This is a genomic window from Pseudomonas sp. CLCA07 (assembly GCF_053615335.1).
Genome location: NZ_CM132131.1, coordinates 5,587,821 through 5,605,517, shown reverse-complemented (window position 1 = coordinate 5,605,517; position 17,697 = coordinate 5,587,821). Strand labels below are relative to the sequence as shown.

The 17,697-nt window shown below is 59.1% G+C and carries 18 protein-coding genes and 1 pseudogene; 9 read left to right on the top strand and 10 right to left on the bottom strand.

The features are described from left to right. Positions 1-20: 20 nt before the first annotated feature. Positions 21-695, top strand: a complete 675-nt coding sequence (locus tag ACWGZX_RS25740) for a DUF3313 domain-containing protein (protein ID WP_452625991.1) — start codon at positions 21-23, stop codon at positions 693-695. 68 nt (positions 696-763) lie between these two features. On the opposite strand, the gene ligD is transcribed toward ACWGZX_RS25740, so the two are convergent. After that, positions 764-3,304 carry a DNA ligase D gene (ligD, locus tag ACWGZX_RS25735; protein ID WP_452625990.1) on the bottom strand — a complete coding sequence of 847 codons (2,541 nt, stop codon included), beginning with the start codon at positions 3,302-3,304 and terminating at the stop codon, positions 764-766. A 134-nt stretch (positions 3,305-3,438) separates the two neighbouring features. Between ligD and ACWGZX_RS25730 the strand changes: the two are divergent. Next, positions 3,439-3,744: pseudogene (locus ACWGZX_RS25730) on the top strand (cupin domain-containing protein); the annotation flags it as partial. 152 nt (positions 3,745-3,896) lie between these two features. Here ACWGZX_RS25730 and ACWGZX_RS25725 read toward each other — a convergent pair. Further along, entirely contained in the window at positions 3,897-4,622 is a 726-nt protein-coding gene (locus ACWGZX_RS25725; RefSeq protein WP_452625989.1) for a tellurite resistance TerB family protein, read from the bottom strand. A gap of 227 nt (positions 4,623-4,849) precedes the next feature. Here ACWGZX_RS25725 and pcsA point away from each other — a divergent pair, with 227 nt between their 5' ends. Together pcsA and ACWGZX_RS25715 are read left to right on the top strand one after the other, a co-directional pair. Further along, the gene (pcsA, locus tag ACWGZX_RS25720) at positions 4,850-5,572 is read left to right on the top strand and encodes a phosphatidylcholine synthase (RefSeq protein WP_452625988.1); all 723 of its coding nucleotides are present in this window, start codon (positions 4,850-4,852) and stop codon (positions 5,570-5,572) included. Positions 5,573-5,578: 6 nt separating this feature from the next. Further along, positions 5,579-5,965 carry a DUF488 domain-containing protein gene (locus ACWGZX_RS25715; protein ID WP_452625987.1) on the top strand — a complete coding sequence of 129 codons (387 nt, stop codon included), beginning with the start codon at positions 5,579-5,581 and terminating at the stop codon, positions 5,963-5,965. 122 nt (positions 5,966-6,087) lie between these two features. Here ACWGZX_RS25715 and ACWGZX_RS25710 read toward each other — a convergent pair whose 3' ends face one another. Together ACWGZX_RS25710 and ACWGZX_RS25705 are read right to left on the bottom strand one after the other, a co-directional pair. Next, positions 6,088-6,900 (bottom strand): class I SAM-dependent methyltransferase, encoded by an 813-nt coding sequence (locus ACWGZX_RS25710; protein WP_452625986.1) that lies wholly within the window; start codon positions 6,898-6,900, stop codon positions 6,088-6,090. Positions 6,901-6,937: 37 nt separating this feature from the next. Further along, positions 6,938-7,207 carry a DUF4242 domain-containing protein gene (locus ACWGZX_RS25705; RefSeq protein WP_452625985.1) on the bottom strand — a complete coding sequence of 90 codons (270 nt, stop codon included), beginning with the start codon at positions 7,205-7,207 and terminating at the stop codon, positions 6,938-6,940. A 181-nt stretch (positions 7,208-7,388) separates the two neighbouring features. Between ACWGZX_RS25705 and ACWGZX_RS25700 the strand changes: the two genes are divergently transcribed. After that, positions 7,389-8,366: an AraC family transcriptional regulator gene (locus ACWGZX_RS25700; protein WP_452625984.1), complete on the top strand. Its 978-nt coding sequence runs from the start codon at positions 7,389-7,391 to the stop codon at positions 8,364-8,366. Between the two features lie 24 nt (positions 8,367-8,390). Here ACWGZX_RS25700 and ACWGZX_RS25695 read toward each other — a convergent pair whose 3' ends face one another. From ACWGZX_RS25695 to ACWGZX_RS25685, 3 genes are all read right to left on the bottom strand, one after another. Beyond that, a complete protein-coding gene (locus ACWGZX_RS25695) occupies positions 8,391-9,599 on the bottom strand; it encodes a cytochrome c biogenesis protein DipZ (protein ID WP_452625983.1) in 1,209 nt (402 codons plus the stop codon). Positions 9,600-9,754: 155 nt separating this feature from the next. Further along, complete coding sequence (locus ACWGZX_RS25690) at positions 9,755-9,967, bottom strand: hypothetical protein (protein ID WP_452625982.1); 213 nt, start codon at positions 9,965-9,967, stop codon at positions 9,755-9,757. Positions 9,968-10,015: 48 nt separating this feature from the next. Next, positions 10,016-10,279, bottom strand: a complete 264-nt coding sequence (locus ACWGZX_RS25685; RefSeq protein WP_452625981.1) for a DUF2790 domain-containing protein — start codon at positions 10,277-10,279, stop codon at positions 10,016-10,018. Positions 10,280-10,586: 307 nt separating this feature from the next. On the opposite strand from ACWGZX_RS25685, the gene ACWGZX_RS25680 reads away from it, so the two are divergent. Beyond that, positions 10,587-11,327: a response regulator gene (locus tag ACWGZX_RS25680; RefSeq protein ID WP_150779966.1), complete on the top strand. Its 741-nt coding sequence runs from the start codon at positions 10,587-10,589 to the stop codon at positions 11,325-11,327. Further along, the gene (locus ACWGZX_RS25675) at positions 11,324-12,628 is read left to right on the top strand and encodes an ATP-binding protein (RefSeq protein ID WP_452625980.1); all 1,305 of its coding nucleotides are present in this window, start codon (positions 11,324-11,326) and stop codon (positions 12,626-12,628) included. Before ACWGZX_RS25680 ends, ACWGZX_RS25675 begins: the two co-directional genes overlap by 4 nt. A gap of 17 nt (positions 12,629-12,645) precedes the next feature. On the opposite strand, the gene ACWGZX_RS25670 is transcribed toward ACWGZX_RS25675, so the two are convergent. The 3 genes from ACWGZX_RS25670 to ACWGZX_RS25660 form a co-directional block, all read right to left on the bottom strand. Next, positions 12,646-13,422: an ABC transporter permease gene (locus ACWGZX_RS25670; RefSeq protein WP_452625979.1), complete on the bottom strand. Its 777-nt coding sequence runs from the start codon at positions 13,420-13,422 to the stop codon at positions 12,646-12,648. 633 nt (positions 13,423-14,055) lie between these two features. After that, positions 14,056-14,814, bottom strand: coding sequence for an HvfC family RiPP maturation protein (locus ACWGZX_RS25665; RefSeq protein WP_452625978.1), 759 nt, complete (start codon positions 14,812-14,814; stop codon positions 14,056-14,058). Continuing rightward, positions 14,807-15,646 (bottom strand): HvfB family MNIO-type RiPP peptide maturase, encoded by an 840-nt coding sequence (locus tag ACWGZX_RS25660; RefSeq protein ID WP_452625977.1) that lies wholly within the window; start codon positions 15,644-15,646, stop codon positions 14,807-14,809. Before ACWGZX_RS25660 ends, ACWGZX_RS25665 begins: the two co-directional genes overlap by 8 nt. A 466-nt stretch (positions 15,647-16,112) precedes the next feature. On the opposite strand from ACWGZX_RS25660, the gene ACWGZX_RS25655 reads away from it, so the two are divergent. Next, on the top strand, positions 16,113-16,334 hold the full coding sequence (locus tag ACWGZX_RS25655) for a hypothetical protein (RefSeq protein WP_452625976.1): 222 nt from the start codon (positions 16,113-16,115) through the stop codon (positions 16,332-16,334). 241 nt (positions 16,335-16,575) lie between these two features. Then, the gene (locus tag ACWGZX_RS25650) at positions 16,576-17,622 is read left to right on the top strand and encodes a class I SAM-dependent methyltransferase (RefSeq protein WP_452625975.1); all 1,047 of its coding nucleotides are present in this window, start codon (positions 16,576-16,578) and stop codon (positions 17,620-17,622) included. Positions 17,623-17,697 lie beyond the last annotated feature (75 nt).

Here is a 17,697-nt window from a genome sequence, read left to right as displayed (position 1 = left end):
ACCATGGAGTAAACACCACTATGATTCTGTCCCGAAGCTTGTTCATCGGTGCTGCACTGACCGGCGTCCTGTTGGGCGGTTGCACCTCGAAAGTCACGGAAACGACGCAGTACTCCGGTTTCCTGTCGAGCTACAACAACCTGAAGGAAGTCGAAACCCCCAGCGGTGGTACGGCGATGCGTTGGGTGAGCCCATCGTGGAACCCGAATGCGTATAACACCGTGGTGTTCAACAAGCTGGATTTCTATCCAGCGCCGAAACCCAATGAACGGGTTAATCAGCAGACGCTGACCGATATTCAGAACTACATGACCACCAAGGCCAAGGCCACGCTGGGCACGAGATACCAGGTTGTCAGCACTCCGGCAGCCGCTCCGGCCGGTGCCAAAACCTTGATCCTGCGCGCGGCAATCACGGGGGTCAGCGCCTCGAACGAAGGTATGAAGTGGTATGAAGTGGTGCCTATTGCGGCCGTCGTCGGGGCGACACAGGCAGCCACCGGTCACCGCGACCAGGACACCGAGTTGTATATCGAGGCGGAATTCATCGACGCCAAAAGCAACCAGACCGTGGGCCGAGTAGTGCGTAAAGTGTTTGGCACGACCCTGGAAAACGAAAGCCAGAATGTCACTGCGAAAGATTTCAAAACCGCTATCGACAAACTGAACTCTGACCTCCAGCAGTTCATCAAGTAACTGCTTTCAAGTAATAAAGAGGTCCGACCGGCGCCCCGTGAACGGGGCGTCGGCATTTTCACCTCCGATCACTTTTTCATCCCCACCCGCCGTCGCATCTCGGCCGTAATCGTCTGCCGGGTTTTCTTCAGGTCCGCCCAAGGCGCATCTCCCACCTCGGCCAGGCGTTCATGCACAGTGTGAACGTTCCATTGATTGCCGCCCTTGAGCTCGGCGATCTCCTCGCGAAAGATCGGCACCGACACCGGCAACCCTTCACGGGTTCGTGCAGCGTAGGCGCAAATGGTGGTCGCGCCCAGTCCATTGCGCAGGTAATCGATGAAGATCCGCCCTACCCTGTTTTTCGGTCCCGACACCGCGCAAAACCGTTCCGGCAACAGCTTGGCCATGTGGCTGACAATCGCATGGCTGAAGTCTTTTACTTCATCCCAGCCGAGCTTGCGGATCAGCGGCACCACCAAGTGAATGCCTTTGCCGCCGCTGGTTTTGAGAAACGCCTTGAGCCCCAATTCATCGAGCACCGACAACGTTAGCTGAGTCGCATCGACCATGCTTTTCCAAGGCAGCGCCGGGTCCGGGTCAAGGTCCAGCACGAAGCGGTCAGGCCGATCGAGGTTGTCTGCGGTGGCATTCCAGGTGTGCAATTCCACTGTGCTCATCTGCACGGCGCCAATCAACGCTTCGGCGTTGTTGATGATCATCACCGGTTGGCCGGTCAGTTCCTTGTCCAGCGTGGTGATGCCCGGAATAGCCAGGCGCTCGGCGTTTTTCTGGAAAAACAGCTCACCGGCGATGCCGTCCGGCGCGCGAACCAACGCCACCGGGCGATCCTTTAGTTCAGGCAAAATCCACTCGGCAACGCTGGCGTAATACTCGGCCAATTGCACTTTGGTGGTACCGCTGGAGGCGTCGATGACCCGGTCGGGGTGGGTGATGCGCACCTTGCCTTCGCCCAGGCCCATTTGCGACGGTGCGGGATGGGGCGGTTTTTTCTCTGGGGACTTCACCACTTTCGGCTGCTCCTCTGTAATGCCTTTGGCGGGTTTGTCATCGCGCAGGCCATGGAACACCGCATGGCGCACCGAGCCTTCCTTGGTCATCTCAGCGAATGCCACTTGCGCCAGCAGCACGGGGTTGAGCCAGTGCACACCCTTGGCCTCGAAACCACTCGGTGGATTGACCACCGAAGGCTTCTTCGCCTGCAACGGTTTCAGCTGTTCGTAAATGCGCTTGAGCGTGGTCTCGTTGAACCCGGTGCCGACCTTGCCGACGTAACGCAACTGGCCGCTGTCACGGTCATGCAACCCGAGCAGCAACGCACCGAACGCGTTGCGCGAACCTTTTGGATCGGTGTAGCCGACCACCACGAATTCTTGCCGGTGTTTGCACTTGAGCTTGATCCAGTCGCTGCTGCGTCGGGACACGTAAGGCGAGCCCAGACGCTTGCCGATCAGCCCTTCCATCTGCATTTGGCAAGCGCTGTTGAGCAAGGCTTCCGGCGCTTCGTCGAACGAGTCCGAGAAGCGCAGCAACGGGTCCTGATTGAATTTGAGCACGGTGGACAGCGCCCCCCTGCGCTCTTCGACCGGCACCTCGCGCAGGTCCACGCCATTGAGGTAAGGCAGGTCGAACAGGTAATACAGGATGTTGGCGCTGGCACCGGCGTCGAAGGCATTTTGTAGCGCCTGAAAGTCCGGCACACCCTGCTCGTCGGCCAGCACCATTTCGCCGTCGAGCCAGGCCGATTCGAGGTTCAGCGCCGCTAACGCTTGGGCTTGCTTTGGCAATTTGTGGGTCCAGTCGTGACCGTTACGGGTGAAGAGTTTGACGTCGCCGTGGTCGATGCGGGCCATGATCCGGTAGCCATCAAACTTGATTTCGTAGCTCCACCGCCCCTCCGGGGCCTTCTCCACTAGCGTCGCCAGTTCGGGTTTGAGTTGGTCGGGCAGTTTGGCTTTGTGGGCGCCGGTGAGTGGCGCCGACGGCGCTTTAGCAGCGGGTTTAGCGGGCTTCTTGACGGGCTTGGTCTTTAGTTTTTTGGCGACAAGGGTCCGGTCACTCAGCACGCTGTCGGGCTCGGCAGCGACCACGTCGTAGTCGCTCTCCGGTTTGGCCGCGCTGTCCTGATGCTTGATCAAAAACCATTGTTGCTGCTTGCCCGGCATGTGCGTGCGCACCAGGTTCCACAGTCCGCCGAGCTTCTCGCCTTGCAATTCAAACTTGAGTTTACCCTTGGCATAGGCCTTGACCGGATCCTCCTGTGGAATCCACACGCCACGGTCCCAGACGATCACATCACCCGCGCCGTAATGCCCTTCGGGAATGCGGCCCTCGAACGTCGCGTAGTCCAGCGGATGGTCTTCGACGTGGACCGCCAGACGCTTGACCTTGGGGTCGAGCGAAGGGCCTTTGGGCACCGCCCAGCTTTTCAGCGCACCATCGAGTTCCAGGCGGAAGTCGTAATGCAGGTGTGAGGCGTCGTGCTTCTGAATGCAAAACTGCAGCGCGTGGTCTTGCGCGGTTTTTTGGGTTGGGCGCTTGGTCGCCGCGGGTTCGGAAGTCGCCGAAAAGTCGCGCAGGCGGTTGTAATCATCCAGGTTCTTGTTCATTGCGCACCTGCTGCCGATGCCTCGGTCATGATGGCGTCTCTACTCAGCAGAGCGACCGGGCCGGATAAAAATTCCATCGGCATTGAAATCACCCGGACAAACTGGCCTGAGGTGCGGCACCCGACGGCCCACGTGTGCAAGGTGGCGGGCCGCCGCCGCACTTTCATCCGTGGGACGAGGCGTTTTATGTGGTCGACGGCGAGGTTGAAGTGACAGTGGCGGGTACGTCCACCACGGTTTCGGCCGGGGGCTACGTGCATATTCCCGGTGGGTCGATCCATGCTTACAAGAACATCAGCCCGACCGCGAAAATGATTAGCGTGGTCTCAGATCCGCGGGGCGGGCAGTTCTTTGCGGCGGTGGATCGGCTACGGGTACCGGAGGATTTTCCGCGGATCCTTGAGATTGCCGCGGCGCATGGCGTTACGTTTTTGGTGTAGCAGTCTCGAGCCAGACAGTTGACCGCGTTATCGTTCTTCGTCGGAACGCCGCCCGGAGCCGGCTCGCTCCCACATGGGTATGCATTCCAATGTGGGAGCGAGCCTGCTCGCGAAAGCAATCTGATAGCCAACATGATTTATGTGGCTGCCCCTCAGGCAGCGCCACCCTTGGCCTGCTGTTCCAGATGCACCTGCAACTCCGGATCAATATTCAGCGCCGCCGCCAGTTCGTCCAGCCAGATACGCTCGGCCTCACCCTGATCATTCACCAGCATCACGCTGGCCAGATACATTTCCGCCGCGATCGCTGGATCGGTTGCCGACAGCGACACATCGGTGGCATCCAGCGGCCGGGCCACCTCTTCATCCAGCCATTGCTGAAGGTCCGGGTCATCGGTGTGTTTACCGATTTCAGCGCTGATCATCTGCTTCTCTGCATCATCAATGCGGCCATCGGCCTTCGCCGCCGCAATCAACGCGCGCAGCACGGCGTGGCTGTGGTCTTCGACGTCCGGGCCAGACAATAAATCGACTGTGCGCGGCGGCTGTTGTGGTGCCGAGGGCTGACTGCGTTGCCAGGCCTGATACGCCTGAAAGGCCATCATCCCCAGCGACGCCAGGGCGGCATAACTTGTGCCGCCACTGGAGCGATTTTGGGTCACACCGCCCGTCGGTGCGCCGCCACCCAGCAATCCGCTGAGCAAGTCATCCAATCCACCACCGGCACTGCTTCGGCCGCCCCCACCGCCTATCAGGCTGCCCAGTAACCCGCCCAGTCCGCCTAGCGGATCTTGAGACGATGCGCTTGTGCCGCTCTGTTGCGACATCGAGCTCTGGCCGGCCCGCAGTAATTGTTCGAGTAAATCGCTGGTGTTCATGACGATGTCCTCCTGAAGGGAAGTGAATCAGTCACGCAACAATAGACCTAGGCGGCAAATGCGCCACCACCGTTGGGCTGGCGTGAAACCTGACACGCCGCCAGGATTTACAGATGGTGAACCTTATCCCCGGATTCCCGGTCGATACCTGCAACCCGACCCGGTTTGCCAACACCCTCGCTTGAAGGGTGATAACAGGCTTGCTTCACTTTCTGGAGAACGCCCCCGTGATTTCGACCGTACACATTGCCAGGCTCAAAGCATGGGGAGCCCATGGTTTCACCGCGACCGGCGTAGTGACCGCCTTCCTTGCCACCCTGGCGCTGCTGGAAAACCAGCCGACCCACTGCCTGCTGTGGCTGGGGGTCGCGCTGATCGTCGACGGGCTGGACGGCGCACTCGCGCGCAAGGTCAATGTGCAGTCGGTGTTGCCTGGTTTCGATGGCTCGATTCTGGACCTGGTGATCGACTACCTGACCTATGTGTTCATCCCGGCGCTGTTTATTTATCGCTACGTGCCGCTGCCGGATTACACGCTGCTGCTGACGGTGTCGCTGATTCTGGTGTCGTCACTGTTGTGCTTCTGCAACGTCGACATGAAAAGCAAAGACAACTACTTCCAGGGTTTTCCAGCCGCGTGGAACGTGGTTGCGCTATGCCTGTACATCATCGCGCCGACACCCTGGATCACCTTGCTCACCGTCATCGGCCTGGCCTTGTTGACGGTAACGCGGATGAAGTTCCTGCACCCGTTTCGCGTGCGCCGCTTCATGCCGATCAACATCGCCGTGACGGCCATCTGGTTGCTGTGCAGTTTGTCGTTGGTGCTCAACCATCCGATCATAAACCCGATGGTGATGGGGCTTTGGCTGCTGATGTCGGCGTACTTTCTGGGGATCTGCATCTGGCGCACGGCATTGGAGTGGTTTGACGGCTCGCGTCGTCCATAATGCGACATGGCCATTTATATCGTTCGACTCGGTTCACCGCGCGCACCCGATGAAGGTCTGCGTTTAGGCACGGTACGCCGCCCGCCCCGTGGCGTACCGAAGGCCGAGTTTGCCCGCCGGGATTTTTATGACGTCTGGCAACCACTGTTGTCGCCCAGCGCGCAGTTGCTCGCCGAGGCAAAAGCGGCCACCGATGACAAGACCTGGGAAGCCTTCAGGCGCAAGTTCAAGGCTGAAATGAACCATCCCGCGCCGAGTCAGCTACTTGACCTGCTGGCGGCCCTCTCCCATCAAACATCGCTGGCCGTTGGTTGTTATTGCGAGGACGAAGCGCACTGTCACCGCTCGGTATTGCGTGAGCTATTGAAGGCCCGGGGCGCCAGCATCGTGTAAACCTCAAAACACCCCAAAATCCCCTGTAGGAGCTGAGCTTGCTCGCGATGGCGGTGTATCAGTCAGCATAAATATCGATTGATACACCGCCATCGCGAGCAAGCTCAGCTCCTACAGTTAGTTCAGCGCCTTGTGATGACGACTTCGAGGTATTCACTCGGCACCACCAGTGACTTCTCCCCTGCCCGGTTCATCCGGTTCAGCAACTCGGTCAGGTCCTGTTCCAACGCTTGGGCACCCTCGGGAGGCAGCGCCACGAAGGCTTTATGGAGCGGACCGTACCAGTTGCGGAAGACGTCGATGAAGTGCGCCGCCGAGCGATAGCGGAAGTTGAAGGTGCGGCGCGTCACCTGGACCAGAAAGTCGCGTTCATCGAAGTGTGAATGCAGCCAGGCTTCGGTGCCCCAGTTGGAAGGTGGTTGTGCCCCCTCCGGTGGCGGCATGTGCCGGCCCAGGGTCTTGAACATCTGCCCGACAAAGCCTTCCGGCGTCCAGTTGGCCAGGCCGATCCGCCCACCGGGGCGACAAACCCGCGCCAGTTCGGCGGCAGCTTTGGGCTGGTCGGGCGTGAACATCACGCCGAAAGTCGACAGCACGGCATCGAAGCTCGCGTCCTCGAACGGCAGTGCTTCAGCGTCGGCCACCTGGAAGGTCACTTCCAGGTGCTCTGCCCTGGCCCGGTCTTCGCCACGTTCCAGCAGCGCGGCGACGTAGTCGGTCGAGGTGACTTTGCAGCCCCGGCGTGCGGCGGCAAGTGTCGCATTGCCGTTGCCGGCGGCCACGTCCAGCACCCGCTCGTCACAGAGCAGGTCGCAGGCTTCGGCGAGTTGCTCGCCGACTATCTGCAACGTGGTGCCGATAACGGCGTAGTCGCCGCTAGCCCAGGAGGCCATTTGGCGGTTTTTCAGGGCAGTGAGATCAATCGGTGTACTCATGAAGTCTGCTCCGTAAGGATTGCAACGCGATCGCGGCCTATTCCGCCGTGGTGGGATCGATAATGCTCGCCACTTGGGAAATACGGTTGGCCGGGAAACCACTGCGGGTGGCGTGTTCTTTGATGAGCGCTTCGTTGGGTGCGATGTATACACAGTAGAGTTTGTCACCGGTGACGTAACTCTGAAGCCACTGCACCTCTGGCAACTCACGCAACACGTTGCAGGACTTTAGCGAGGCGGCTTTCAAATCGCGCTCTGACAATGTTCCAGCGCCCGGGATCTCGCGTTCTATGACGAACTTTGGCATGGCAACCTCTCATTTTTGTTATTGATGACGGGGTCGGAAGCGGCCCCGTTGGCCAACTATCGCCCCAGCGCAGGCCAGCGTCCTGCCCGATCGTCGGTCAACTCTGTCCGATCGTCCGGAGGTTGGGCACGGGGCCGCGACAGGCTCACAATCAACACCATCCGCACATCGGGAAACCGCCATGGACGCCCTGTCACAAACCTTGCGTGTCGTGCGCCTGGTCGGCGCGATTTTCATCAATGCCCGGTTCACCGCGCCCTGGTGCTACCAGTCGCCCAGCGCCGACACGGCGGCACCGTTTCTGGAACCCGGTGCGGAACGTGTGGTGATCTTTCACTTGATCACCGAGGGTGAGTGTTACGTCGAACTCGGTGACGATCCTCCGTTGCTGCTGACGGCCGGTGATGTAGTGGTTTTCCCGCAAGGCCACGCCCATCGCATGTGTTCTAAACCGGGCCTTCCACCCGCCACCGGTGCACGGCTGGACGTGGTGCTGGCGCGGCGGCCACGGCAGTTGAGTTATGGCGGTGGCGGCGCGGTCACGCGGTTGGTGTGCGGTTATCTGGCGTGCGATATGCGGTTGGCCGGCATGTTGTTGACAGGGCTGCCGGCGGTGGTCCGGGTCAACGTGCGCGGCTCGAATGCCGGCATGTGGCTCGAATCTTCGGTGCGTTATGCCTTGGCCGAAGCCCGCTCGCCAAGGCCCGGTGGTGAAGGTGTGCTGGCGAAACTGGCCGAAGTGTTGTTCATCGAAGTGCTGCGCCTGTACATGAACGAACAGGGCGAAGGGCGTACCGGGTGGCTGGCCGGGGTCGGTGACCGGATTGTCGGCGGTGCGTTGAACGCACTGCACAAAACGCCCTGTCACGCCTGGACGCTGGATGAACTGGCGCGCACAGCCGGCACCTCAAGATCAGTCTTGGCCGAGCGCTTTCAGCAATTGGTCGGGAGTTCGCCGATGCAGTACCTGACGCAATGGCGGATGTTGCTGGCGGCTAACCTGTTACGCAGCAGTAACAGTTCATTGATGCGCATTGCCGAAGAAGTGGGTTACCAAACCGATACAGCGTTCAGCCGGGCCTTTCGTCGCGAGTTCGGTGCGCCCCCGGCCGCGTGGCGGCGCAGTCAGGCGAACAAACCAATGGCCCAAGGCGCGTAGCCTGTGGGCCATTGATTTGATCGATTATGCAGCCGGGGCTTTCGCCTCTTCCAACAGTTGCTGGATCACCTTCTCCTGAGTGTCGTAGCTGCCTTCACCAAAGTGGGTGTAACGCACCTGCCCCTTGGCGTCGATCAGGTAATGCGCGGGCCAGTACTGATTGTCGAAGTTGCGCCAGATCGCGTAGTTGTTGTCGATGGCCACCGGGTAGGTAATGCCGAGCTTTTTCACCTGATCCTTGACGTTGTCGATGATGCGCTCGAAACCGTATTCCGGGGTGTGCACGCCGATCACCACCAGGCCGTCCTTCTCGTATTTCTTCGCCCAGTCCTTCACATACGGCAGCGTGTGCTGGCAGTTGATGCAGTCGTAGGTCCAGAAATCCACCAGCACCACTTTACCTTTCAGGGAATCGTTGGTCAGGGCCGGCGAGTTGAGCCATTCGACGGCGCCGTTCAGTGACGGCATGGCGCCTTGGGCGTTGTCCATCGTATCGGCCTTCACTTTGCTGACGAAGTAATCGACTACTTTCGGCACGGTTTCCAGCACCCCTTTCTCGAGGCTACTGACACCTTCGGAGGAAGTGCCGGCCAGCAGGGTTTTGTCGGCCCCGGTGGAAATCACCGCCGCCGCAGCCAGCACCGCAACACCGGTACCTCGACGCAGCCACCCGGTGACAGGGATCGACGCTTTCAAACGGTTGACCAGACCGCGACCGGCGAAAATCAAGGTGCCCAGCGACAAAGCGCTGCCCAGGCCGTACGCCAGCAGCAACAGGCTGGTTTGCGCATTGGCGCCTTGCAGCATGGCCCCTGTCAGGATCACACCGAGGATCGGCCCGGCGCAGGGTGCCCACAGCAGGCCGGTGGCAACACCGATCATCACCGAACTCAACGGACCGGACAGGTTGCGGTTGTCGGGGTCAAGGCGATTGCCAAGCGCCACGAACGGACGGGCCATCAAGTCACCGACCCGGGCAGAGATCAGCGACACGGCAAACAGCACCATCACGATCAGGGCGACCTGGCGACCGGTGTTGTTGGCTTGCACCACCCACTCACTGCTGACCACGGCCAGGCTGGAGATCAGGGCAAAGGTCAGGACCATGCCGCCGAGTGTGAGCAGGATGGAGGAACGGGTACGTTTGAATCCGGCGAACAGGAACGGTACGACCGGCAGGATGCAAGGGCTGAGGACGGTCAATATGCCGCCCAGAAAAGCGATGAGGAACATGAGATCACCTTTGAAATGATGGAGGCCGACACACCACAAAATCCCCTTGTGGGAGCGAGCCTGCTCGCGAAGAGGCCAGTACATTCAACATTGATGTCGACTGACACTCCGCCTTCGCGAGCAGGCTCGCTCCCACATTGGGGCGGTGGCGTTTTTCAGGCCGTCTGGTTTTCCAGTTGCTGCCCCTGCGGAGTCCGGCTACCGCCGTCCTGTGCCAGAAACGCATTCGCGTCCTTGTGCGCCACCGGCGTCAGCTGGAAGCAAGTGGTGCTGCCACAACTACTCTGTTCAACAGCAGCATTGGCATGGGCGGCGGCACCGGCGATGGTGAAGGCAATGGCGGTCAAATAGCGGCTTACGTTGTTCATGATGTGCTTCCTGTTTCAAAGGGGGTGGGCAATGGGTGATCGAGGTACTCAGTTGTCCGAGTTGCAGCCATCAGCCACCTTGCGGTAGTCCAGGACCTGGGTTTTGTTCTGCGAATCCAGGTAGGTCAGTTGCGCATCCACCACCCCGCAGATCGGCGTCGCGTCCTGTTTCAGCGACACGACTTTCTTGATGTCCAAATGCGTGCCGTAGGTGTAGGTTTTCGGTGTAACGTCTGCTTCGGCACGGGCCGACAAGGTGCAGATGTTCAGTGCGGCAAACAGGCAAGCGGCGTAGATGGCTTTAGTGTTCATGGCGGGTTCCTCAAGGCTTCAATGGGTCAGTGGTTCGATTGATCCGAGGCGGTCTGGTTAGCCTCGATGGAACCTATTAGAAGCCTGCGAGGTATCTGGTCTGTGTCGAAAACAGACGCGTATAAATCGGTACGTATCAAAGCCGGGCCCCGATACACAGCGATACAAAACCCCTGAAAAACCGTGTTTTTGCGTCTGCGTGTATCCGCCGCCAAGCCAGATACACTGCAATACAAAGGGTGGCGGTCGAGCGGACACAGGCTCGATAGACTGCGCGATATCCCCCCATTGATAGAGGCCTGGCCCCATGGAGCACGTCGATCACATTCTCATCGTGGACGATGACCGCGAGATCCGGGAACTGGTAGGCAACTACCTCAAGAAGAACGGCCTGCGCACCACGGTCGTCGCCGACGGCCGACAGATGCGCGCGTTTCTTGAAACCACGCCGGTGGACCTCATCGTGCTCGACATCATGATGCCCGGCGACGATGGCCTGATGCTCTGCCGTGAATTGCGCGCCGGCAAACACAAGGCCACCCCGGTGCTCATGCTCACCGCGCGCAACGATGAAACCGACCGCATCATCGGCCTGGAAATGGGCGCCGACGATTACCTGGTCAAACCGTTCGCCGCCCGCGAGCTGCTCGCCCGAATCAACGCCGTATTACGCCGCACGCGGATGTTGCCGCCCAACCTGGTGGTGACCGAGAGCGGTCGCCTGCTGGCATTCGGTCGCTGGCGCCTGGACACCTCGGCCCGGCATCTGCTGGACGAGGACGGCACCATGGTCGCGCTGAGCGGCGCCGAATACCGGCTGCTGCGGGTCTTTCTCGATCACCCGCAGCGGGTGCTCAATCGCGATCAACTGCTGAACCTGACCCAGGGCCGCGACGCCGACCTGTTCGACCGCTCCATCGACTTGCTGGTCAGCCGCTTGCGCCAACGTCTGCTCGACGACGCCCGCGAACCGGCCTACATCAAAACCGTGCGCAGTGAGGGCTATGTGTTTTCACTGCCGGTCGAAGTCCTCGGTGCGCCTTCATGAACCTCAACTTCCACTGGCCCCGCACCCTCGCCTCACGGCTGTCGCTGATCTTTCTGATCGGCTTGATCCTGGCGCAGGCGCTGTCCTTCGGCGCGCAGTATTACGAGCGTTACGAAACGGCGAAAAACACCATGCTTGGCAACCTGGAGACCGACGTCTCGACCTCCATCGCCATCCTCGACCGTTTGCCGGCGGCGGAACGGATGAGCTGGTTGCAACAACTGGATCGGCGCAATTACCGCTATCTGCTGGATGAAGGCTCGCCAGGCGAGGCCATGCGCGACACCCCGATTGCAGTGACCTCGATCAAGGACGCCATCGGCAAGGATTACCCGATGACCGTGACCGACATTCCCGGCCCGATCAAACACTTCCAGGTCCATCTGAAACTGACCGATGGCAGCCCGGTCACCATCGACGTACGTCCGTCTATGGTGCCGTTGTCGCCGTGGCTGCCCTTCGTCCTTCTCGGCCAATTGGCGTTGATGATCGTCTGCACCTGGCTGGCCGTGCGCATCGCCATCCGCCCGCTGACGCGGCTCTCCCAGGCCGTGGAAACGCTCGACCCCAATGCCCACGCCGTGCACCTGGACGAAAAAGGCCCGACCGAAGTTGCCCACGCCGCCAAGGCTTTCAATTCAATGCAAGCGCGCATCGCCGCCTACCTCAAAGAGCGCATGCAACTGCTGGCGGCGATCTCCCACGACCTGCAAACCCCGATCACCCGCATGAAACTGCGCGCCGAATTCATGGACGACTCCACCGAGAAAGACAAACTGTGGAACGACCTCGGGGAGATGGAGCATCTGGTACGCGAAGGCGTGGCGTACGCGCGCAGCATTCACGGCTCCACCGAAGAAAGTCGCCGAACCGACCTGGATTCATTCCTCGACAGCCTGGTGTTCGACTATCAGGACATGGGCAAAGACGTGCAACTGAGTGGCAAAAGTGGCGCCGTGATCGACACCCGGCCGCATGCGTTGCGGCGGGTATTGGTGAACCTCACCGACAATGCGTTGAAGTTCGCGGGCGCGGCCGAACTGAAGGTAGAAGCCAGAAACGGCAGCCTATCGGTGAAAGTCATGGACCGTGGACCAGGCATTGCCGAGGAAGAACTGGCCCACGTAATGGAACCGTTTTACCGGGTGGAGAATTCGCGTAACCGTAGCACCGGCGGGACCGGGCTGGGCCTGGCAATTGCCCAGCAACTGGCGCAGGCCATCGGCGGGTCGTTGACGTTGAGTAATCGTGAGGGGGGTGGTTTATGTGCGGAGCTTGGATTACCGATTCAACCGAGCTGATATCACTCGCTCGGATGTCAGACAGGGCTTTGCTGACGATGACGGTAAGCGCTGAGTGAAACAAACAGTAGAACTAAAGTCATTACCATTACGTATGCCACCGAAACGCCTTCTACGGGTTCGTAATCTGAAAATACCTGTGAACGAATCAACTCTTCCAAATGTAAAAAAGGATTAAGCAGCAATAACGGCAATATGGCGTGTGGAAGATAAACCGCGGGGACCAGCACGCCCGAAATGAAATACAACGGAAAGAACATCATTCGGATACACGCATTGTTCCCGGGGCGCGCATTGCCAACCATCGCCAGCAATACGCCTAACCCGAAGGAAAACAACAAACCCACGATGATGAACAGTAGCCATTCGAGAGGTGCCTTGATGGATACATCAAAACCACACCAGGCAAAAACCAGCACAAAAAGGATATACACGGCGATGGCGAAAAACGTTTCGACCAACGCTCGGGCTATCAGGATAGCCATTGGATTGATCTGCTGATTGGCAAACAATGCCCGATTGGTGCCGGGGCGGCCCATCAGGCGAAGTGCGATATTACGAAAGAGTAAAAACGGCAGCAACCCCACCAATACAAACATGGAAAAATCGATGCCCATAACCGTTTCCCCCTGTTTCTGTGCAAATAACAGAGTGAATAACAATAAATGACAAACCGGCTCAAGCAGAATCCAGACACCTCCCATACTTCGTTCATTGATGCGCGCACGCGCCTCATGCAACACGAGCGCAGCCATCACTGTTTTTTTATTATTCAGGGGAGATCGATGGTTCAAAGGCCTTTACTCCCAAGAGGCGTAAACCGACTATCCAGCAGCACGCTGTCAGCGCCAAATGCTGTTGCAAACTGAGCCGACTGCCTCGATCCAGCGTGCGACCTGATTCCTGGCCAGCGGCGCCGGCTTGTCTACGACATCGCAGTGCTCGCAGATAATCCAGGCTCGCCCAAGGCAACTCGAAGCGCAGCATCAGGCTGCCGACCTGAATTTACGAAGTTAAAACTTCTCAATAATTGTGATTTGCAGCCCACCTGATAGTGATAATGACGAGTATCAGGATTCCAGGTCAGCACTCAGGTACAACCCACACATGAATGCCTTACAGGCGAAAATGTTTACACCGGATTAGTTACCCGCAAAAAAAATCCCCACGTCTTCCTGAAAAGACGTGAGGCAAAGGGATTATAGAAACGAGAGTTGAGAAGAGTTGGTACCCGAACAAGGGACCATCATTGCACTCCCTGCCAATGCTCCTCGACACCGATTAAAAACTGAATCGGCTCCGAGACGAAATTAATAATTATCAAAAATTGGTTTTTGATAAGAGCGGAGAGGGACAACAGCCTTGCGCTTTGACAAAACGTTGCCGGATATCACTGACACTCGGCATGGGCATGGGCATGGGTAACATCACGCCATGCCCAAAACCCCTTCCCCCTGCATCTGCCGCATCAGCGCCGCCCCGCTCGCCATAAACTCCAGCGACCCGGCCATCCCCGCCTCCACCGCCAACCCTTCCAGTTGCGCAGGCCCGCTCAACTGAGGAAACGCCTCAATCCTCTGCAACAATCGCCACGCCAATGGGCTCAACTCAGAAAACTTCACACTCCAGTCCTCAGCCCGACGAACCAGCAGCAATGTCGGCTGAGCCGGTGGTACTTGCGGCTGATAATCCGGCCCCACCAAATGCACCGGCCAGGCATACGCCAACGCCCAGGCCAGCGGTGAAAGCTGTAACGGCCGATCCAGAAGCAGTCCGGCATCGCTCACCACCAGCAGCGCCTCGGCATCAGATTGCTGCAACGCCATCTCGACCCACTCGTAATGCGCCAATTCCACCATGAACGGCGGCCATGCGCCCTCGCTCAACGCCTGCGGATCAGCCGCGAGAAACTCGACAAACTCTTGGGCAATCTCACCGAATTTCGGCGTGCGCGCGCGGTAGTCCCTCAAGAAAATCCGCACCAGCGAACGCCACTGCTCATCACCAAGAATGTTGATCAGCACCGGAAACGTCCCGCTGAGCAACGTCGACAGGTTGGCGAAAATCAGGTCGCGATACACCTGCGCCCGCGCGGCATTCATTTCACCAGGCGGTGCGCAGTGATCGGGATCGCGCAGGTAGCGGCCCAGGGTGGTTTGTTGTTCAAACAGACTTGGCTTATCCACGGTTCACCCCCTCGGTTTGCAGGCGGCGAATGGTCTGCAATTCAGTCACCAGTTCGGAAAACGCCGGGAAGTTGAAATCCCGCTCCAGCAGCGTCGGTTGCGCACCGAATCGGGCATAGGCCTGCGCCAGCAACGACCAGACCACCGGTTTCACCGAGGCGCCATGGGTGTCGATTTTCAAGGTGTCGGACTCATCGAAGTGCCCGGCCACGTGCATCGCCACCACCCGACCCGAATCGATACCGGCCAGAAAGGTCTGCGGATCAAAACCGTGGTTGATCGAGTTGACGTACACGTTATTGACGTCGAGCAACAGGTCGCAATCGGCTTCGCGCAACACCGCGTTAGTAAAGGTCACTTCATCCATGTCCTGCTGCGGTGCGGCGTAGTAGGACACGTTTTCTACCGCCAGGCGCCGACCGAGAATGTCCTGGGTCTGACGGATGCGCGCAGCCACGTGGTGCACCGCTTCTTCGGTAAAGGGCAGCGGCAGCAGGTCGTAGAGGTGACCGTCATCGCTGCAATAGCTCAAATGCTCGCTGTACAGCGGCACCTTGTAGTGATCGAGGAATACCCGGACTTCTTGCAGGAATCCGACGTCCAGAGGCGCCGGCCCGCCGAGGGACAACGACAAGCCGTGACAGGACAACGGGAAACGCTCGGCCAGGGTGCGCAACGCGTGGCCGTGAGCGCCGCCGATGCCGATCCAGTTTTCCGGCGCGACTTCCAGAAAGTCGAAATCGCCAGAGCGGGCGGCCTGAAGGTCTTTCATCAAGCCGCGACGCAGGCCGAGCCCGACGGTGGCCATTGTTGATGGAGAAGAGGTCTGCATGGTGTCGATCTCAATGATTGCCGTAACGGAATCACAGTTAATCGAAGCGCTGTATCGGGGCTGTGTTCAGTTGCGGCAGAAATTCGCGGCGGATGTATCACCGACGGGTCTGTACACACTTCGGTACAGGACCGCGGGGTCGGCGTTACACCAGGTTGTAGCGGATCCGGTCCAGCACGCTCATCGGGCAGAGGAAAGTTACGCGGACCGTACCGGTCCAACGGCTGATGTCGATGGATCCAGTGATGGTCGTGCGGTTGAGTACTTCGTCATACGCAAGTCCTGACCGAAGCCCAACGCCTGGAAATAGCGATCACCACCTATATAACCAGAGCGAATGGGCGGACTACTCGCAGCTAAATAAAAGACTAAAAAACTGTTAATTATGACAGTGGCCATTGGAGGCAATTGAAGCGACAACTTTCCCCGTAACGCTGCTGGAACAGAGCTGAGCAGGTGCCCACGAATGGAAACTAATCGATTCGGAGCTAGAAAAATGCAAGGAACATTGAAGTTCTATAACACGCCTGAAGGTTTCGACGCCCTGACTCTCCGCTTAAGTGACGATACCCAATGGAGGCCGTTTTATCAGCATTGTTCGGCCCGAGACCTGAGTTACTCCAGCCTTGGTTATCCTGGCCCGCAAGCTGGCCAGAGCGGTATTAGCCTTGATGAGAAATTAAAGTGAATACAGGCCAAATTCCATGTTTGGGAATTCCCCTCAAACATGGAATCTCGCACAGGGATTCAGCTTCATTCAGGGAAAAAAGGCTTTCGTCGCTCCAGGCCGCGGCACACAGGCCACGAACTAAACTTAATGCACCCAGGACGTGCTTGGTGTCCTGTTCATTCCAACGACCACCGTCCAGAGCTGAACGCCTCGAAAAACAAGGCCTCCGGACCGTGATCCTGCAGAAGGAGCACACGTGATGGACGAGGCCAGACTCAATGATTTCATGGGCAAACTGGTGAGTGACATGGGCGGCGCGGCGATGCTCGCCAACGTCATCCTCGGCGAGGAACTCGGCCTGTACCGGGCCATGGCCGACAGTCAGCCGATCAGCCCTGAAACCCTCGCCGACAAAACCGGCTGCAACCCCCGCCTGGTGCGCGAATGGCTCAGCGCCCACGCGGCTTCCGGCTACATGGAACACCTCGACGGCCAGTTCCGCCTGCCCGAAGAGCAAGCCCTGGCGTTGGCGAATGAAGATTCACCGGTCTATGTGGCCGGCGGTATCAGCGTGGTCGCGTCGTTTTTCCATGACAAGGACAAACTGGTCAAGGCCATGCGCGGCAACGGCGCCCTGGCCTGGGGCGATCACCATCCGTGCATGTTCAGCGGCACCGAACGGTTTTTCCGGCCCGGTTACAAAGCGCACCTGATCGCCGAATGGTTGCCGGCACTTGAGGGTGTGGTGGCCAAACTGGAGGCTGGCGCGAAAGTCGCGGACATTGGCTGCGGACATGGTGCCTCGACGGTGATCATGGCCCAGGCGTTCCCGGACTCGCGGTTTGTCGGTTTCGACTACCACGCACCCTCCGTCACCGTCGCCACCCAACGCGCCGAAGAAGGTGGTGTTTCCGCACGGGCACGGTTCTTCCAGGGCACCGCCAAGAGCTACCCCGGCACCGACTATGACCTGGTCTGCTACTTCGACTGCCTGCACGACATGGGCGACCCGGTGGGTGCGGCCAAACATGCCTATGAATCGCTGAAACCGGACGGCACGGTGTTGCTGGTAGAGCCCTTCGCCAACGACTCGCTCGACGAAAACATCACCCCGGTGGGACGGCTGTTCTACGCGGCTTCGACGTTCATTTGCACACCGAACTCGCTGTCCCAGGAAGTCGGCCTCGGGCTCGGCGCACAGGCCGGTGAAGCACGGTTGCGCAAAGTCTTCACCGAGGCAGGGTTCAAGACGTTCCGGCGCGCCACGGAAACCCCGTTCAACCTGATTCTGGAAGCGCGTAAATAACCGCCGGTCTGCACCCGGACAGGCACGCTGTCCGGGTGATCGGTCTGCTACGCTGCACACACTCAAGGCCCTCCC